The sequence below is a fragment of the Streptomyces sp. NPDC040545 genome (assembly GCF_055595065.1).
This window is the reverse complement of sequence record NZ_JBVIWA010000012.1, coordinates 17,693-32,208: the sequence shown is the minus strand read 5'-3', so window position 1 is coordinate 32,208 and position 14,516 is coordinate 17,693. Positions and strand designations below refer to the sequence as shown.

The 14,516-nt window shown below is 72.2% G+C and carries 14 protein-coding genes; 7 read left to right on the top strand and 7 right to left on the bottom strand.

The genetic code is table 11. The annotated features are described in order from the left end of the window. Positions 1-3: 3 nt before the first annotated feature. Genes ACZ573_RS22545 through ACZ573_RS22535 form a run of 3 tightly spaced genes read left to right on the top strand, consistent with a single transcriptional unit; the run spans position 4 to position 4,004 of the window. Positions 4-1,527, top strand: a complete 1,524-nt coding sequence (locus ACZ573_RS22545; RefSeq protein ID WP_471306902.1) for a protein phosphatase 2C domain-containing protein — start codon at positions 4-6, stop codon at positions 1,525-1,527. Positions 1,528-1,587: 60 nt separating this feature from the next. Then, on the top strand, positions 1,588-2,922 hold the full coding sequence (locus ACZ573_RS22540) for a VWA domain-containing protein (RefSeq protein WP_471306900.1): 1,335 nt from the start codon (positions 1,588-1,590) through the stop codon (positions 2,920-2,922). A gap of 14 nt (positions 2,923-2,936) precedes the next feature. After that, positions 2,937-4,004: an FHA domain-containing protein gene (locus ACZ573_RS22535; RefSeq protein WP_471306898.1), complete on the top strand. Its 1,068-nt coding sequence runs from the start codon at positions 2,937-2,939 to the stop codon at positions 4,002-4,004. A gap of 1 nt (position 4,005) precedes the next feature. On the opposite strand, the gene ACZ573_RS22530 is transcribed toward ACZ573_RS22535, so the two are convergent. Continuing rightward, positions 4,006-4,995 (bottom strand): methyltransferase domain-containing protein, encoded by a 990-nt coding sequence (locus ACZ573_RS22530; protein ID WP_471306896.1) that lies wholly within the window; start codon positions 4,993-4,995, stop codon positions 4,006-4,008. A 144-nt stretch (positions 4,996-5,139) separates the two neighbouring features. Here ACZ573_RS22530 and ACZ573_RS22525 point away from each other — a divergent pair, with 144 nt between their 5' ends. Then, a complete protein-coding gene (locus ACZ573_RS22525; protein ID WP_314244663.1) occupies positions 5,140-5,544 on the top strand; it encodes a globin in 405 nt (134 codons plus the stop codon). 46 nt (positions 5,545-5,590) lie between these two features. Here ACZ573_RS22525 and ACZ573_RS22520 read toward each other — a convergent pair whose 3' ends face one another. The 5 genes from ACZ573_RS22520 to ACZ573_RS22500 all read right to left on the bottom strand — a co-directional run bounded on the left by ACZ573_RS22520 (position 5,591) and on the right by ACZ573_RS22500 (position 9,219). Beyond that, positions 5,591-6,310 (bottom strand): DUF8010 domain-containing protein, encoded by a 720-nt coding sequence (locus ACZ573_RS22520; RefSeq protein ID WP_471306893.1) that lies wholly within the window; start codon positions 6,308-6,310, stop codon positions 5,591-5,593. Further along, positions 6,307-6,789 carry an acyl-CoA thioesterase gene (locus tag ACZ573_RS22515; protein ID WP_471306891.1) on the bottom strand — a complete coding sequence of 161 codons (483 nt, stop codon included), beginning with the start codon at positions 6,787-6,789 and terminating at the stop codon, positions 6,307-6,309. Before ACZ573_RS22515 ends, ACZ573_RS22520 begins: the two co-directional genes overlap by 4 nt. 10 nt (positions 6,790-6,799) lie before the next feature. Further along, positions 6,800-8,464 (bottom strand): energy-dependent translational throttle protein EttA, encoded by a 1,665-nt coding sequence (gene ettA / locus ACZ573_RS22510; RefSeq protein ID WP_471306888.1) that lies wholly within the window; start codon positions 8,462-8,464, stop codon positions 6,800-6,802. Positions 8,465-8,692: 228 nt separating this feature from the next. Beyond that, positions 8,693-8,947, bottom strand: a complete 255-nt coding sequence (locus ACZ573_RS22505; protein WP_471306886.1) for an HAD family hydrolase — start codon at positions 8,945-8,947, stop codon at positions 8,693-8,695. Then, positions 8,944-9,219: a hypothetical protein gene (locus ACZ573_RS22500; RefSeq protein WP_471306883.1), complete on the bottom strand. Its 276-nt coding sequence runs from the start codon at positions 9,217-9,219 to the stop codon at positions 8,944-8,946. Before ACZ573_RS22500 ends, ACZ573_RS22505 begins: the two co-directional genes overlap by 4 nt. Before the next feature lie 451 nt (positions 9,220-9,670). On the opposite strand from ACZ573_RS22500, the gene ACZ573_RS22495 reads away from it, so the two are divergent. The 3 genes from ACZ573_RS22495 to ACZ573_RS22485 all read left to right on the top strand — a co-directional run bounded on the left by ACZ573_RS22495 (position 9,671) and on the right by ACZ573_RS22485 (position 13,008). Further along, positions 9,671-10,495: a PRC-barrel domain-containing protein gene (locus ACZ573_RS22495; protein WP_471306880.1), complete on the top strand. Its 825-nt coding sequence runs from the start codon at positions 9,671-9,673 to the stop codon at positions 10,493-10,495. Positions 10,496-10,835: 340 nt separating this feature from the next. Beyond that, the gene (locus tag ACZ573_RS22490; RefSeq protein ID WP_471306878.1) at positions 10,836-12,116 is read left to right on the top strand and encodes a hypothetical protein; all 1,281 of its coding nucleotides are present in this window, start codon (positions 10,836-10,838) and stop codon (positions 12,114-12,116) included. 325 nt (positions 12,117-12,441) lie between these two features. Further along, on the top strand, positions 12,442-13,008 hold the full coding sequence (locus ACZ573_RS22485; protein ID WP_471306875.1) for a hypothetical protein: 567 nt from the start codon (positions 12,442-12,444) through the stop codon (positions 13,006-13,008). A 4-nt stretch (positions 13,009-13,012) separates the two neighbouring features. Here ACZ573_RS22485 and ACZ573_RS22480 read toward each other — a convergent pair whose 3' ends face one another. Beyond that, positions 13,013-14,494, bottom strand: coding sequence for a phosphatase PAP2 family protein (locus ACZ573_RS22480; RefSeq protein ID WP_471306873.1), 1,482 nt, complete (start codon positions 14,492-14,494; stop codon positions 13,013-13,015). Positions 14,495-14,516 lie beyond the last annotated feature (22 nt).

Below are 14,516 nucleotides of genomic sequence, written 5' to 3'. Positions count from 1 at the left end.
GTGATGTCGATGCATCGGCTGTCGGGCTGCCCCAGCTGCGCGGAACCCCTGGAGGAGGGTGACCGTTTCTGCGGTGTCTGCGGCTATGCCGTGAGCGCTCCTCCCCCGGCCGCCGTGGACCACCCCACCATCCCCATCCCACCGGCGCCACCGGCCCGGCCGGCCGCCGCGGGCGCCCCGGCGGGCGGTTACGCGAGCCCGGCCCCGGCTCCCGGCGTTTCGGCCCCCGGCGTCCCGCGCGCCGCCGTCGAGCCCGCCCCGGGCTGGGGCAGCGTGGCGGCGGCCGCTCCGACGCTGGTCGACGAGCCGGCCGCCTGGGCCGCCACCCGGGCGGAACCGGAGCCGGAACCGGAGCCTCGGCAGGGTCCGGCCGGGGTCACCTACGCGGCCTCCGGCCACGGGAACCCGTACGGCAACGGAACCCCGCCGGAAGGCACCCCGTGGGGCGCGGCCGAGCACCCGTACGGCGCCGCGGACGGCCCCGAGACCCGCCACGACCGGCCCGGTGGCAGCCCCGGCACGCCTGCGGAGGGGGCACCCTGGGGCGCGGGCGAAGCCCCGTACGAGAATCCGCCCCAGACCGGCGGCGCGGCCGGCGGGAAGACCTGTGTCGCCTGCCGCGCCGGGCACGTCGACACCGACGGGTACTGCGAGCACTGCGGGCACGCGCAGCCCCGCGAGCGCGACCACATCGAGGAGGAGCTCGGGAGCGTCGCCGCCGTCACCGACCGGGGACTGCGCCACCACCGCAACGAGGACTCGTTCGCCGTGTCGGCCACCGCCCTGCCCGACGGCTCCGCCGCCACCGTGGCCATCGTCTGCGACGGCGTCTCCTCCGCCAGCCGCCCCGACGAGGCGTCGGCCGCCGCGGCCGTCGCCGCCAACGAGGCGCTGCTCGAAGCGCTCCCGCGCGGCGCCCACCCCCAGGAGGCCATGCACGAGGCGATCCTGGCCGCCGCCGAAGCGGTGAACGCCCTGGCCCCGGAGACCCCCGGCGCGCAGAACGCCCCCGCGTGCACCCTGGTCGGCGCCGTCGTCAGCGGCGGCCTGCTGACCATCGGCTGGGTGGGCGACAGCCGTGCCTACTGGGTCCCCGACGACCGCGCCGCTCTGCCCCGCCGCCTCACCGAGGACGACTCCTGGGCGGCCCAGATGGTCGCCGCCGGTCTGATGGGCGAGGCCGAGGCCTACGCGGACGTCCGCGCGCACGCCATCACCGGCTGGCTGGGGGCCGACGCGTACGACCTCGAACCGCACACCGCGACCTTCAAGCCCGACCACCCCGGGGTGGTGGTGGTCTGCACCGACGGACTGTGGAACTACGCGGAATCCGCGCGGGAGATGGCCCAGGTGGTACCCGCCGACGCCGCGACCCGCCCGCTGCACAGCGCCCAGGTACTGGTGGGGTACGCACTCGACGGCGGCGGCCACGACAACGTCACCGTGGCGGTCGTGCCGTTCGCCACGCACCCCGAGCAGGAACCGGGACCGGATGCGGAGCCGGGCCCGGCGGCAGGACCGGAATAGGAAGTGGAAGCGCGCCCGCAGGTCTGACCCGCCTGCCCGAGCCCCCTAGGAGTCCAACCGATGGCGAATTTCGCCAAGCCGAGTGCCCCGCGGTTCAGCGTGGAGGTGTACCAGAACGAGTTTCTCCCCGAGGGCGGACGGGACGTCCACGCGATCGTCACGGTGACCGCCACCGGCGGTGCCACCGCCACGCGCGCGCCGGTCGCCGACGGCACGGCGGCCGTGGTGCTCATGGTCGACTGCTCGGGGTCCATGGAGTACCCGCCGGAGAAGATGCGCGGCGCCCGTGAGGCCACGGCGGCCGCCGTCGACACCCTGCGCGACGGCACCGCCTTCGCCGTGATCGCCGGTACGCACGTGGCCAAGGAGGTCTACCCCGGCCAGGGCCGCCTCGCGGTCGCGGACGCGACCACCCGCGCCCAGGCCAAGGAGGCCCTGCGCGGGCTGAGCTCCGGCGGCGGCACCGCCATCGGCACCTGGCTGCGCCTGGCCGACGGCCTGCTGCGCGGCTCCACCGCCGCCATCCGGCACGGCGTCCTGCTCACCGACGGCCGCAACGAGCACGAGGAGCCGGCCGTGCTCCGCGCCACCCTCGACGCGTGCGCGGGCCGCTTCACCTGCGACGCCCGCGGGGTGGGCACCGACTGGGACGTCAAGGAGGTCACCGGGATCGCGAACGCGCTGCTCGGCTCCGCCGACATCGTGGCCGACCCGGCCCATCTCGCCGAGGACTTCACGCGCATGATGGAGAACGTCATGGGCAAGGAGGTCGCGGACGTCGCGCTGCGCCTGTGGACCCCGGTCGGCGTGGAGATCCAGTACGTCAAGCAGGTGGCGCCCGTCCTCCAGGACCTGACCGACCGCCGCACCGAGGCGGGCCCGCGCGCCGGCGACTACCCGACCGGGTCGTGGGGCGACGAGTCCCGCGAATACCACGTGTGCGTGCGCGTCCCGACGGCCACCGTGGGCCAGGAGATGCTGGCCGCCCGCGCCACGCTCGTGCTCCCGGCCGCGGCGGGCGGGCCGGACGGGAAGCCGACCGTCCTGGCCCAGGGCCTGGTGCGCGCGGTGTGGACGGACGATCTGGCGGCGTCCACCGCCATCAACGCGCAGGTCGCCCACTACACGGGACAGGCGGAGCTGGCAGAGGCCATCCAGCAAGGTTTGGAAGCCCGCAAAATGGGCGATGTCGGTGGTGCCACGGCCAAGCTGGGGCGTGCGGTACAACTGGCGAGCTCCTCAGGAAACGCCGACACAGCACGACTCCTGGCGAAGGTGGTGGATGTGGTGGACGCGGTGGCGGGTACTGTGCGGCTGAAAGCGAAGGTCGCCGATGCCGACGAGATGACTCTTGACACCCGTTCGACACAGACCGTCCGAGTGAAGAAGACCTGAGAAGACCTGACGTGATGACGCAGGGAGAAGAAGGGGGAAGCGCCGCCATGCCGACCTGCCCGAACGGGCACCAGTCCGCGTCCGACGACTGGTGCGAGGTCTGCGGCCACCGCATGGCTGCCTCGGAGGGCCCGCCCCCGGTGCCGTCCTACGGCTACGGCTTCCCCCCGACCGCTGGTGAGCCGACCGCCCAGGCCGAGCTCTGCCCGCAGTGCCGGACCCCGCGCGAGGCCATGGCCCCGTTCTGCGAGGAATGCCGCTACAACTTCCTCACCCGTACCCCGACTTCGTACGCCCCGGCGGCCCCGGAACCGGGGCCCCAGACGACGGGTGGCGGTGCCGGAGGCGGTGCCGGAGGCGGTGCCGGAGGCCGCGGTACGCCTCCGCCGCCCGTGCCCGCTCCCGGGACCTACTCCCAGGACCACTTCGAGTACCAGGGCTCGCGGCCGTCCCGGGTCAACCGGCCGGCCGAGCCGCTGCAGCGCGAGGACGACTGGCTGCTGCCGCCGCCCGCGCACGAGTCGCCCCTGGAGTACCAGCGGGCCCCGCAGCCCCAGTACCAGCAGCAGCCCCCGCCGCAGCAGCGGGAGTACCAGCAGCAGGGACCGCCGCCCCCGCAGCAGCACTACCAGCAGCAGCCTCCGCCGCAGCACCAGCCCTTCCCGCCGCAGGGCGGGGGCGCCTGGAGCGCGACGATCGCCCCCGACCGCTCGTACTTCATGGCGATGATGCAGCGCAGCGGCCCCGAGGCCGCCGGGCTGAACCTGCCCGCGTACTCCCCGGAGCAGCACCTTCCGCTGTCCGGCAGCCAGATCACCATCGGCCGCCGCCGTGCCTCCACGGGCGAGTCCCCCGACATCGACCTGTCGGTGCCCCCGGAGGACCCGGGCGTCTCCCACCAGCACGCGGTGCTCGTCCAGCAGCCCGACCTCAGCTGGGCGGTGGTGGACCAGAACTCCACCAACGGCACCACGATCAACGGCGGCGAGGAACCGATCCAGCCCTACGTCCCGGTCCCCCTCGCCGACGGCGACCGGGTCCACGTGGGCGCCTGGACGACGATCACGATCCGCCGCGGCTGATTCACCCCTCCCCCAGGGGCCACACGTACGGCCCCTGGGGATCGTCGAGCCACGACCACTGGCCCTCGGTGCTGACCGAGACCCCGAAGCGTTCCCTGGCCGGGCGGCCCTCGCGGCGCCACAGGTCCAGGGCCTCGCGGGGGTGCAGGACGCCCGCGGTCAGCACGAGCATGAACTGGAAGCGCTCGTTCTCCACCAGCTCGTACGGAATCCCGTACCCCGTACCGGCCGGGTCGGGCGGCGGGGCGGCCGTGGCCCCGCGCAGCGGCACGAAGTACGCCGAGGTGTGCAGGAAGTTGCCCTCGGCGAAGCCGGCGTCCCGGACGGTCAGCGCGATCAGGCCGGTCGACAGCGGCGCCAGGATCCGTGCCCCCGGCCGGCACTGGCCGAGCCAGGCGTGCGGGATCAGCGGCAGTGTGCAGGTCACGATGATCCGGTCGAACGGGGCCCGGGCGGGGCAGCCGCGCGCCCCGTCCCCGGTGACCACGACCGGGTGGTAGCCGAGCTCGGCCAGGTGCCTCCGCGCGGACTCGGTGATCTCCTCGTCCAGGTCCACGGTGGTGACGTGCTCCTCGCCGAGCCGGTGGCAGAGCAGGGCCGCGTTGTAGCCGGTGCCCGCGCCGATCTCCAGGACGTCGTCGCCCTCGCGCACGTCCAGGGCGGCCAGCATCTTCGCCATCAGGGAGGGCTGGCTGCTGGAGGAGACCTGCAGGCCGTCGCGCATCCGCGTGGCCAGCGGGGTGTCGACGTAGACCCCGCGCAGCCAGCGGGCCCGGCGTTCGGGGTCGGGGTCCTGCGCCCAGAGCCGCTCGTGACCGGCGCCGCGGCCGGTCCAGAAGTAGGGCACGAACACGTGCCGGGGGACGGCGGCGAAGGCCGCCCGCCAGCGCGGGTCCTCCAGCACCCCGGCGGCGGTCAGCTCCCGCACCTGGGCGGCGTGCGCGGTCTCCCGCAGGTCCCGTGTCTCGGTGTGCCCGGTGTGTGCGGCCATGCCTCCACTGTCCTGCGCCGGACCGCCGCGTGCGAGCGCGAGGCGGCCCGGAGGGACTCGAGGGGCTCGAAGGGGCCCGCGAGGGCTTCGGGGGACGGTCCTAGGACCTCGGTCCTGGATCCGGGCGTCTGAGACGATGGTCGGGTGAATGAGATTCCGCGGGGCACGCTTCAGGAGCAGACCTTCTACGAGCAGGTGGGCGGCGAGGACACCTTCCGCCGTCTCGTCCGGCGCTTCTACCAGGGGGTCGCGGAGGACCCGCTGCTGCGCCCGATGTACCCGGAGGAGGACCTGGGCCCCGCCGAGGAGCGGTTCGCGCTGTTCCTGATGCAGTACTGGGGTGGTCCGACCACCTACAGCCAGCACCGCGGCCACCCGCGCCTGCGGATGCGGCACGCGCCGTTCCAGGTGGACGCGGCCGCCCACGACGCGTGGCTGAGGCACATGCGGGTCGCGCTGGACGAGCTGGGCCTGGCGCCGGAGCACGAGGCGCAGCTGTGGAAGTACCTGACGTACGCCGCCGCCTCGATGATCAACACGGCGGGCTAGTAGCGGGGCTTCCGGGGGATGGGACCGGCCGGACTGCCCGGACCGGTCAGACCGGCCGGACCTGGAGGGCGCCCAGGCCGCCGGTGACGCCGGGGCGGCGCATGGCGACCGATCCGTAGGGGGTGCGCAGCCGCAGCCAGGACCCGGCGGCGAGCAGCGCCACGGGGGCGGGGGCGCCGGGCAGGGGAGCGGGGGCGGCCGCGGGTACGGCGGCCCGTACCGGCCGCAGGAAGCCCAGGGACTGCGCGGCGTGCACGGCCCGCAGCGGGAGCTCGGTGTCACCCACGGTGCGGGACCAGATCTCGCGGCCGATGCGGTCGCGCTCGGACCGGGTCCGGTGCTGCACGGGCAGGGCCTCGTCCCGGGCCCGGAACTCGGCGACGGCGGCGGCCACGGCCGCTCCCATCGCCTCGGGGCCGGGCAGCCCCGGAACCTGCCGCCAGCCGCCGCGGGGCGGGAGCACCCCGGCCCAGGGCGGTCCGGTGACCGGCCCGGGCACGGTGGCCTCGGCGGAGGCCTCGTCCACGGACTCCAGCAGCTCGCCGGCGGACACCGTCAGGTCCAGCGGCGTCGCGACGGGCGCGGCGAGCCGCACCGTGCGGACGGCCAGGATGTCGAAGGACGGCGGCCGCCCGAAGACGGCGAGCGCGCCGCCGCCCGCCTGGAGGCGTACGGCGGCGGCGCGGTCGTAGTGCACCAGCCGGCCCAGGAAGGCGGCGAGGTCCGCCGCCTCCCCGGAATCGGCGAAGCGCAGCTGGTCGTTCATGCCGCGAGGGGCCCTTCCCGGCCGGTGCCGGACTCGGACCCGGTCGCGGTCGCGGGTTCGTCGAGGTACTCCTCGAGGAAGTGCCTCTCCTCGGCCGTGATGCGGCGGGGCCGCCCCGCGGCGAGGTTGTAGGGCACGACCACGGTCTCGGCGCGCACGTAGACCGTCTCGGGCGCGTCCTCGGTCGCCTCGTCCTTGACCTCGTAGCGGATGGTCAGGGACGCGGCGCCTATCCGGGTCACCCAGGACTCGATGAGGACCGGCTCGTGGCGGTGTACGAGGGGCAGCTTGTAGTCGATCTCGTGACGGGCCACGACGGAGCCGCCCGTGAAGGACTCGCTGCCCTCCCCCGGCGCGAGGCGGAACATGAAGTCGATCCGCGCCTCCTCCAGGTAACGGAGGAAGACGACGTTGTTGACGTGCCCGAAGGCATCCATGTCCGCCCAGCGCAGGGGGCACCGGTAGTGGTGTCTGGCCATGACGGCTACCTCAGCCTCGGGTGAGCTTCTTGTAGGTGGCACGGTGCGGGCGGGTGGCGTCCACACCGAGACGCTCGACCTTGTTCTTCTCGTACGACTCGAAGTTGCCCTCGAACCAGTACCACTTGGACTCGCCCTCGTACGCCAGGATGTGCGTGGCGACCCGGTCGAGGAACCAGCGGTCGTGGGAGATGACCACGGCGGCACCGGGGAACTCGAGCAGGGCGTTCTCCAGGGAGGAGAGCGTCTCGACGTCGAGGTCGTTGGTGGGCTCGTCGAGGAGCAGCAGGTTGCCGCCCTCCTTGAGCGTCAGCGCCAGGTTCAGGCGGTTGCGCTCACCACCGGAGAGGACACCGGCCGGCTTCTGCTGGTCCGGGCCCTTGAAGCCGAAGGCGCTGACGTACGCGCGGGACGGCATCTCGACCTGGCCCACGTTGATGTAGTCCAGCTCGTCCGACACGACCGCCCAGAGGGTCTTCTTGGGGTCGATGTTGGCGCGGCTCTGGTCGACGTACGAGATCTTGACCGTGTCGCCGACCTTGATGGCGCCGGAGTCCGGCGTCTCCAGGCCCTGGATCATCTTGAAGAGCGTGGTCTTGCCCGCGCCGTTCGGACCGATGATGCCGACGATGCCGTTGCGCGGCAGCGTGAAGGACAGGTCGTCGATGAGGACCTTGTCACCGAACGCCTTGGAGAGGTTGTTGACCTCGACCACGATCGAGCCCAGACGCGGGCCCGGCGGGATCTGGATCTCCTCGAAGTCCAGCTTCCGCATCTTGTCCGCCTCGGCGGCCATCTCCTCGTAGCGGGCGAGGCGGGCCTTGGACTTGGTCTGGCGGCCCTTGGCGTTGGAGCGGACCCACTCCAGCTCTTCCTTGAGGCGCTTCTGGCGCTTCTCGTCCTTGCGGCCCTCGACCTTGAGGCGGGTGGCCTTCTTCTCCAGGTAGGTGGAGTAGTTGCCCTCGTAGGGATGCGCGCGGCCGCGGTCGAGCTCGAGGATCCACTCGGCGACGTTGTTCAGGAAGTACCGGTCGTGGGTGACGGCCACGACGGCGCCCGTGTACTGCGAGAGGTGCTGCTCCAGCCAGTTCACCGACTCGGCGTCGAGGTGGTTGGTGGGCTCGTCGAGGAGGAGCAGGTCCGGGGCCTCGATCAGCAGCTTGCAGAGCGCCACGCGGCGCTTCTCGCCACCGGAGAGGGTGGTGACCGGCCAGTCGCCGGGCGGGCAGCCCAGGGCGTCCATGGCCTGCTCCAGCTGGGCGTCCAGGTCCCACGCGTTGGCGTGGTCCAGGTCCTCCTGGAGCTTGCCCATCTCGTCCATGAGGGCGTCGGTGTACTCGACGCCCATCAGCTCGGCGACCTCGTTGAAGCGCTTGAGCTTCTTCATGACGTCGGCGGCGCCGTCCTGGACGTTCTCCAGGACCGTCTTCGACTCGTCGAGCTTGGGCTCCTGCATGAGGATGCCGACGGTGAAGCCGGGCGACAGGAAGGCGTCACCGTTGGACGGCTGCTCCAGGCCCGCCATGATCTTCAGAACGGTGGACTTACCGGCGCCGTTGGGGCCGACCACACCGATCTTCGCGCCGGGCAGGAAGTTCAAGGAGACGTCATCAAGAATCACCTTGTCGCCGTGCGCCTTGCGCGTCTTGCGCATGGTGTAGATGAACTCAGCCAAGAGAAACCGTCCGGCAGATCGATGGTGGGCAGATACACCCCATCTTGCCAGGCGTCCATACCTCGGGGGAAACGCGTATGGTCCGGGGGCCCTGACCTGGGGTCCAGAGTCAGGGCCCCGCACGATCCTGGTCGTCGTTGGCCGTCGGCGGCTGTCCTTGGACCACCTCTGACGGCCCAGGGACGGCCCAGCCTCGGAGGGCACAGCCCACCTTTGCGCAGGTGGGGGCTATGCCCGCCGCTGCACGACGCCCGCCGAAGCGAGCGCGTCCGCAACGGAATCCATGCCGACCACGACGACGTCCGCGCCGGCATCGGCAGGGGTGGACAGCTTCCGGGGCTTGTTCGCGAAGCCGATGCTCCGGACGCCTGCGGCTCGGGCCGCCTCGACGTCCGTGGTCGAGTCGCCGATGAGCACCAGGGCGGCAGGCTCGATACCCAAGGTCCCGGCGACGGCGAGCAACGGGTACGGATCGGGCTTCATGAGGTCGGGCCAAAGGACCGGACGCCCGACCACGGCATCGACCGTTCCTCCGATGCCTTGATCGCGAGGTACTCACGCACGCACTCGGCCGAGTTGTTGCTCACGACGGCAACCCGCCGGTTCGATTCCTTGGCCGCCGCCAGCGCCTGCACGGCGCCCGGAGCCGGGGGCCCGGCAACCTTGACCGCAGCGACCTCGGCGGCGGTCAGCGCTGCCTCCGCTTCAGCTAGCAGGGCCGCACCACCCTCCTGCGAAAGTCGATGGATCTCCATCGGGTCGTCGGTCGCGCGGGCACGGTCCGCGAGTGCCGGTGCACGGCTCGCAGGGTCCTCAAGGGACCCGGTACCGCGTCTGACGGCCCAGAGACGACCCAAGCGGCATGAGACGCCCCCTGCTCGCGGTTCCGCCGCGGGTGGGAGGCGGTTTTACGCGTACGGTCAGCGCCCCCGACCTGGGACCCTGGGGCGGGTCTCACCCTTTGGTCACCGTTGGGCGTTCGTCGGTAGCTGCTGGAGGCCCTTCGAGGGCCCACGGACGGCCCGGAACGGATCCTGTTCCCGTCGCTCCCCGTCGGCCGGGGATGCCTGCGTGGGGCGGAAAGCGCGGGCGGTAGCGGGACTCCGGAAACCCGACCAATATAGAAAGGAAGGTCCTTCAAGCGTGCTTCCGCGCGATTCCTCCCGCTTAGGCGAGACGCTGACCGCGTGGGCAGGAGGCACCGAGATGATCACTCAGGTACAGATTGCCACTGTGTTGGACCACTCGGTCCATGGCGCCGATGGAAGCAAGATCGGCGATGCCAAACATGTCTTCCTCGATGCTGTCACCGGCCAGCCCGAATGGGTCAGCGTCAAGACGGGTCTGTTCGGCGCCAGGGAATCTTTCGTTCCCCTCCGCGAGGCCACCATGGTCGAGGACCACCTCGAGGTTCCCTACGCCAAGGACACGGTCAAAGAGGCCCCCAATGCCGACGTCGACGCCGGGGGCGCCCTCTCAGCCGACGAGGAACACCGCCTCTACGAGCACTACGGCATCAAATGGGAGGACGGCGGGCAGCAGGCCAGCCAGCCCGGCCAGGGCGGACGGACCCGCGCTGCTGACTCCCGGGCCGTCACGGACGCCTCCACTGCAGAGGCCTCGCTCCGCTACGACGACACGACCGCCTCAGGCATCGCCCGCAGTGGCAAAGAGGACGTCGACACCAGCGCGCCCCAGTCCGGTTACGACGACACCACCGCCTCAGGCATCGCCCGCGGGGGCAAAGAGGACGTCGACACCAGCGCGCCCCAGTCCGGTTACGACGACACCACCGCCTCAGGCATCGCCCGCAGTGGCAAAGAAGACGTCGACACCAGCGCGCCCCAGTCCGGTTACGACAACACCACCGCCTCAGGCATCGCCCGCGGCGGAACAGCGCCTGCCCGATCTGACAGCTCCGAACGGAGTGAGGCGACGGCAGACTCCGAGGAACAGGGGCGCGCCGGCACGGAACAACCTGGTACAGGGCGAGCACGGCTCCGTATGTACGTGGCTCCCGAAGAGCGGTGAACGTAACTGGACGGACCGAGCGGCGAGAGGCGGACCCGGAAGGCGGTCAACAGCGTGCCGAAGCGGCCCGGTGAGGCGCTCGACGGCCCACAGACGGCCCAGGCGGCATGAGACGGCCCCCGGCTCGCGGTTCCATCGCAGGTGGGGGGCGTTTTTCGTCATCCGAGGGCCAGTTACCACCCCATCTTGCCGTACGTCCATACCCTCGGGCGAATGGGTAGGTCAGGCGCCCCTGACCTGCGGCGTGACCGGAGGGCAGGGCTCACGCTCCGGCAGCCGGCGTTGCCGGCGGTAGCGGCGGACGGCCCCGGCCGAGGAGCGAGGGCCGGGTCCGGAGGCAGTGGGCGATCGTTTCTCCGGTGAACTTCCTGGGCCGACCGGGCGAGCCGCTGTCAAGATCCTCCCCGCCGGTACCGATGCACCGCACCCCGAGCGGATCGAGAACCGAGTGGGGCAGATGGCTCACGAAGAGGAACCGGATCGACAGAACGGGCTGACCCGGGAAGCCGGCAGGCTGGGCAAAAAGCTCCCGTTCTGGGCATCGCGCGGAGAAATGGGCCCATGGGAGCAGAAGGAGAGCCTCCTGGCGAGGATCGCCGAACTCGAGCCGATCCTCGAGGCGGCGAAGATGCGCGCGTTGGCCAATTCCGAACAGAGCGAGGTGGCGCGGGCCTATGCGAGCAAAGCTCATTCGGAACTGAGCGAGGCCAAGAAGACGCTCGCGCACACATGGCATCCCATCATGCGCCGCGCGGAACACCTGGGTGTCGCGCAGTCGCATCTCGACGCCGCCTTGAACCTGCTGGTCTGGATGGCTCCGGACGATGACATCAAGGCGTTCCTGCCTCAGATGCTGGCCCTCACGGAAGAGCACTTCGACAGCAACGATCCGCGGCGGATCCGGGTCGCACAGCTCGCCCGCGATCTCCAGCACCCGGACGCCCGGGCGATCGATCCGAGCGAGCGCGCCTTCCTCGCCGAGACGGTCAGCCTTGCCCGGCGCCTTCTGCGGAAAGAGACGCTCCGCGTCCGCAGTTTCGTACGGATCGTCGCGTTGGTGACCGTAGGCCTCTTTCTCGCCGCGGCCGGGGTCGCGGCTGCCACATTCCACTGGGAGGACATGGTCCCGCTGTGCTTCACACCCGAGAACGGGAGAATGTACAAGGTGGTTTGCCCGACGACGAGTATCGACGTGAAAGACCCACCGACCCTCGCGCAGATCATGGCGACCACTCGCCCCGGGGACTACATCGTCGTCGAGATCGTCGGTGCCGTGTCCGCAACCATTGCCTCCGCAGCTGCTCTGAGACGGATCAGGGGTAGCGCGCTGCCCTACAACGTGCCGGTCGTACTCGCGCTGCTGAAGCTGCCCACGGGAGCGCTGACGGCCCCGCTCGGACTGCTTCTGATGCGTGGCGGCTTCATCCCGGGCCTCAGCGCCCTCGACTCTTCGGCCCAGATCATCGCGTGGGCCATCATCTTCGGCTACTCCCAGCAGCTGTTCACGAAGTTCGTCGACAGTCGCGGACAGGCTCTGGTCGACGCCGTTCGCGGTCCGGCCAGCCCGGCTGTGACCCCGAGCCCCGTGAGCATCGCCCCCCAGTCGGCCCAGGGGGCGTGAGGCGGCGCCCCTGTGCCCGGACGGCACCCCCACCGCTTCGCCCCGGGGCAGGATGCCTCTGGCAGGACGAACGGACATGGATGGGCGGAGCAGTTCACCCGCGAGCAGCGGGCGGCCGGCGCGCAATGGCGCGTGAGCAGGAGGTGGCCGAACTCGCGCGCCGGCGCGATCACCACTCGGTGTTCGCCGCGGCTGTGGGAAAGGACGCTGGACGCCGTGCGGGCCGGTCTCGGCGTGGAGAGCAGCCGGCAGGACGGCCGGGGGCCCGGCAGGATGGCGGGGAATGCGGGGGCGCTGCCTCCGCCGGCCGTACACGGAGGTACATGTGAACAACGCGCTCCTGGCGCTCGCCGGCGCGATCATCGCGGTGACCGGCACCCTGCTCGCGCCGATCCTCTCCCAGCGCGTGCTCGCACGCGTGCAGACGGAGCAGTTCGAACGGCAGGAGCGGGCGGCCGACGCCCAGTGGGTGCGCGAGCAGCGCGTGGCGGGGGTGGAGAAGCGGCAGGCCTGCTACGTCACGGCGAACTCCGGCTACCGCCGCTACCGCATCGAGCTCATGAAGTACCTGTGGCTCGTCCACAAGGGCGAGGTGACCGCGCAGGCGCGGACCGATCTGGAGGAGACGCGGCTCGCGATGCACACCGCCTTCGCGGAGGCCCAGATGGTCGCTTCGGACGCGGTGCTGCGAGAGCTGGACGCGATGACGACGACCCTGGCCGGCGCGTACAGCCGCACCCTGCACCTGGAAGAGGGCAACCCGCACCCCGGCTGGTCGTTCGAGGAGATACAGGCCGAGCTGCTGGAGCTGGGGGGCCGCTGGAAGAACATGCGCGGCCTCATGCGGGCCGACCTGGGGGTGAGTGCGGGCCCGACCGCCGCCGACGCCTGACCCGTCAGCGGGGGCGGGGGCGGTAGACGGTCAGGGCGTCGGGGAGCTCGTCGAGGACGAGGTCGGTCGGGGCCTCGGCGTATTCGCCGTCGTAGGCGAGCGGGGTGCCCGCGGGGATGTCCCCGATCCGCAGGCTGCGCAGGCGGGTGGCCACGTGGATCGGGGAGCGGCTCAGCGGCCCCGTGAAGGCGGCGGCCAGGAGCCGCGGGCCGGGGCGGCCACCGCCGTGGACGAGCCGCAGGTCCAGCAGGCCCTCGCCGAGATGGTCGCGGCGGCGGGGGGTGGGGCCGGTGCCGTGGTAGGTGCCGTTGCCCGCGAAGAGCAGCCATACGCTCCGGGGCCGTCCGGCGAGCCGCAGCCGCACGGGCCGCTGGGAGCGCAGCACCCGCCAGGCCGCCAGCAGGGCGGCCGGGCCGCCGCCGATCCGCGGGGCCCAGCGCAGCCGGTGGCCGAGCAGCTCCGGGTAGGCGCCGATGCTGAAGTTGTTCAGGAAGTAGCCGGGCTCTCCCCCGGGTCCCGGGGAGAAGCGGCCCACGCCGACGCGGACGGCATGTCCCCGCGCCACGGCCTCGCAGGTCGCCTCGGCTCCGTCGAGGCCGAAGTCCATCGCGAAGTGGTTGAGGGTGCCGCCGGGGAACACGGCCAGCGGCACCCCGGCCCGCAGTGCGGCGGTGGCGGCCGCGTTGACCGTGCCGTCGCCGCCGCAGACCCCGAGCACGGTGGCCCGTGAGGCTGCCTTGGCGAGCGTGGTGGACAGTTCCGGGCCCTCGCATTCGATCACCTCGGCCGCGGGCAGGCGGGTGCGCAGGATGTCGAGACCCGCGGCGGCGGCCGTACCCGAGCCGGTGTTGACCACCAGGGTGAGCCCGGCCCCGTCGGGGAGCGCGGGGGCCCCGGCGGCCGGCCGCTCGTCGCCCGGCACGACCCGGGCCTCGCGCGCGTCGCGCGCGAGGCGGCGTACGACGAACCCGGCGGCCACCCCCAGTGACGCGCCGACGAGCACGTCGGAGGGGTAGTGCACCCCGGTGTAGACCCGGGAGAACGCCACGGACGCGGCGACCGGGGCGAGGACGGCCCCCCAGCCCGGGGAGGCCAGCGCCACTCCGGTGGCGAAGGCGAAGGCCGACGCGGAGTGCCCGGACGGGAAGGAGGTGGTCTGCGGCTGGGTGGCCAGCTGCCGGGTCAGGGGCACGCCTTCCAGCAGCGGCCGGCGCCGGCGTACGGACCACTTGCCGACGGTGTTGATGGTCGCGGAGGCCAGCGCCAGCGAGGCGACCCCGCGCACGGCGGCCTTGCGGGCACCGGCCGACCCGAAGACCGCGATCGCCGCGGCGGCCCCGCCCCACAGCACGCCGTGGTTCGCGGCCCGGCCGAGCCTCGGCAGCACCCGGTCGGCCCCGGGCCAGTGCCGCTGCGCCACCGCGTCGAACAGTCGGCGGTCCCACCGGGCGAAGGCACCGGACCAGTTCAGTTCTTGATCAGCCATCTTCTGCCCTTACCCCGGGCGG